The sequence below is a fragment of the Streptomyces sp. UNOC14_S4 genome, from assembly GCF_020740835.1.
In the GTDB taxonomy this organism is placed as follows: Bacteria; Actinomycetota; Actinomycetes; order Streptomycetales; family Streptomycetaceae; genus Streptomyces.
Genome location: NZ_JAINFC010000770.1, coordinates 1 through 2,504 on the forward strand (window position 1 = coordinate 1; position 2,504 = coordinate 2,504).

The 2,504-nt window shown below is 74.3% G+C and carries 2 protein-coding genes; both read left to right on the forward strand.

Going from position 1 to position 2,504, the window contains the following annotated elements; all coding sequences use genetic code 11:
• Positions 1–1,104: thiamine pyrophosphate-binding protein (locus K6I34_RS35520; protein ID WP_229332156.1), on the forward strand; the 1,104-nt coding region annotated here is incomplete at its 5' end.
• Between the two features lie 153 nt (positions 1,105–1,257).
• Positions 1,258–2,220 carry a threo-3-hydroxy-L-aspartate ammonia-lyase gene (locus K6I34_RS35525; RefSeq protein ID WP_229332157.1) on the forward strand — a complete coding sequence of 321 codons (963 nt, stop codon included), beginning with the start codon at positions 1,258–1,260 and terminating at the stop codon, positions 2,218–2,220.
• Positions 2,221–2,504 lie beyond the last annotated feature (284 nt).

Here is a 2,504-nt window from a genome sequence, read left to right on the forward strand (position 1 = left end):
CCCGTGGACGTGCCGCCCGTGCGCGCGCTCGACGCCCGCCCGCGGCCCCTGCCGCCCCGGCCGGAACTGATCGAGGAGGCCGCCGCCGCCCTCGACGCGGCCGGGCGCCCCGCGGTCCTCGCGGGCGGCGGCGTCGTACGGGCCGGGGCGCAGGACGCGCTGCGGGCGCTCGCGGAGAAGCTGGACGCGCCGGTCGCCTGCACCTTCGGCGGCAAGGGCGCCTTCCCGTGGGAGCACCCGCTCTCCCTGCGGTCCTGGTTGGAGGACCGGCACACCACCGACGTCCTGGAGGACGCCGACGTCCTGCTCGTCGCGGGCTCCGGCCTCGGCGAGCTGTCCTCCAACTACCACACCTTCCGGCCCCGCGGCCGGGTGATCCAGATCGAGGCGGACCTCGGCAAGCTGGAGTCCAACCACCGGGCCCTGGGCATGCACGCCGATGCCGCCCCCGCCCTGGAGGCGCTCGCCGCCACGGTCGTCGGCCGCCCGCGCGGCGGGGGAGCGGAGCGGGCCCAGGCGCTCCTGGACCGGGTGCACGCCCGCATCGCCGCCCAGGACCTGGGAACGGAACAGGGCGTGCTGGACGCCGTGCGCGCCGCCCTGCCCGACGACGCCCCGAGCTTCTGGGACATGACCATCCTGGGCTACTGGGCGTGGTCCGCCTTCGACCCCCGCACCGGCCCCTTCCACTCCGCCCAGGGCGCGGGCGGCCTGGGCTACGGCTTCCCCGCCGCCCTCGGCGCCGCCGTGGCCGACCCGGCCCGGCCGGTGCTCGCGGTCTCCGGCGACGGCGGCGCGCTGTACTCGATCGCCGAACTGGCCACCGCCCGGCAGTACGGTCTGCCCGTGACCTGGCTGATCGTGGACGACGGCGGCTACGGCATCCTGCGCGAGTACATGACCGACGCCTTCGGTGCCGCCACGGCGACGGAGCTGGCCCGCCCGGACTTCGCCGCCCTCGCCGAGTCCTTCGGCGTCCCCGCCCGCCGCACCACCCCCGACCGGCTGCGCGCCGACCTGGCCGAGGCCCTGGCGGCACCGGGCCCGTCGGTGGTCGTGCTCCCGGCGGTCCTGAGGATGTTCGCCCCCACGCACCAGGTTTGAGTGGTTGTGGTACCGCGCCCCGTCAGGGGCGCGGGGCGGCCGCATCGTGCGGCTCCGCCGCGTGGGCGCGACCAGCCCCCACCGGCCCGCGGGTGAGCGGACCGCGCTTCCCGCCGAGCACCCGGCGATACTGGGCCGAGACGAGGAGACGCCGTGCACCCGCTTCCCACGTACGAGGACGTCCTGGCCGCCGCGACTCGCATAGCGCCGCAGGCGAACCGCACGCCGGTGCTGCGCTCCCGCCTGCTCGACGAGCGGACCGGCGCCGAGCTGTTCTTCAAGTGCGAGAACCTCCAGCGCGCGGGCGCCTTCAAGTTCCGCGGGGCCTACAACGCCCTGGCGCGGCTGTCGGCCGGGCAGCGGCGGGCCGGGGTCGTCGCCTATTCCTCGGGCAACCACGCCCAGGCCGTCGCCCTGGCCGCCCGGCTGCTGGAGGTCCCGGCCACGATCGTCATGCCCCACGACGCGCCCGCCGCGAAGCGGGCGGCCACCGAGGGCTACGGCGGGCGGATCGTCCCCTACGACCGCTACACGGAGGACCGCGAGGAGATCGGCCGCGACCTCGCCGACCGGCACGGCCTCACGCTGATCCCGCCCTACGACCACCCCGACGTCATCGCGGGCCAGGGCACCGCGGCGAAAGAACTGCTGGAGGAGACGGGCGGCCTCGACTCCCTCTTCGTGCCGCTCGGCGGCGGGGGTCTGCTCTCCGGCACGGCACTGACCGTCGGGGCCCTGGCCCCCGGGTGCGCGCTCTTCGGCGTCGAGCCGGAGGCGGGCGACGACGCGCGGCGGTCCCTGCGGGAGGGCCGCATCGTGCACATCGACGCGCCGAGGACCATCGCGGACGGGGCCCAGACCCAGCACCTGGGGGAACTGACCTTCGCGATCCTGCACCGTGCGGCGCCCACCGTCCTCACCGCGACCGACGCCGAACTCGTCGACGCCCTGCGCGCGTTCGCCTCCGTCATGAAGCTCGTCGTCGAGCCCACCGGGTGCCTCGGTTTCGCCGCCGTGCGCCATGTGCCCGAGCGGCTGCGCGGCCGCCGCGTCGGCGTCATCCTCTCCGGCGGCAATATCGACCTGGCCCGCTATGCGGCATTGCTGAATTCATGAGCCGTACACCGATTTCTTGACCCCTGTGATGCGGATCACCGTGAATTAATTGATCTGCGGGCTGGCTCACAAGGATATTACCGGCGCGTAACCCGCCGCTGGCGTACCGGCGGTCACGGCATCTGACCTGCGGCATAGCGCGGACGCCCGGGAAAATCAATTCTTCGGGAACTCTTGACGAATGCCGTGTGCGCCTCACACCATTCACGGCATGGATTCGCGGAGATCCGAGCCCGTCGTGCGGGCATTCGGGCACCGCGTATCGGACCACCGCCGGGAAGCGT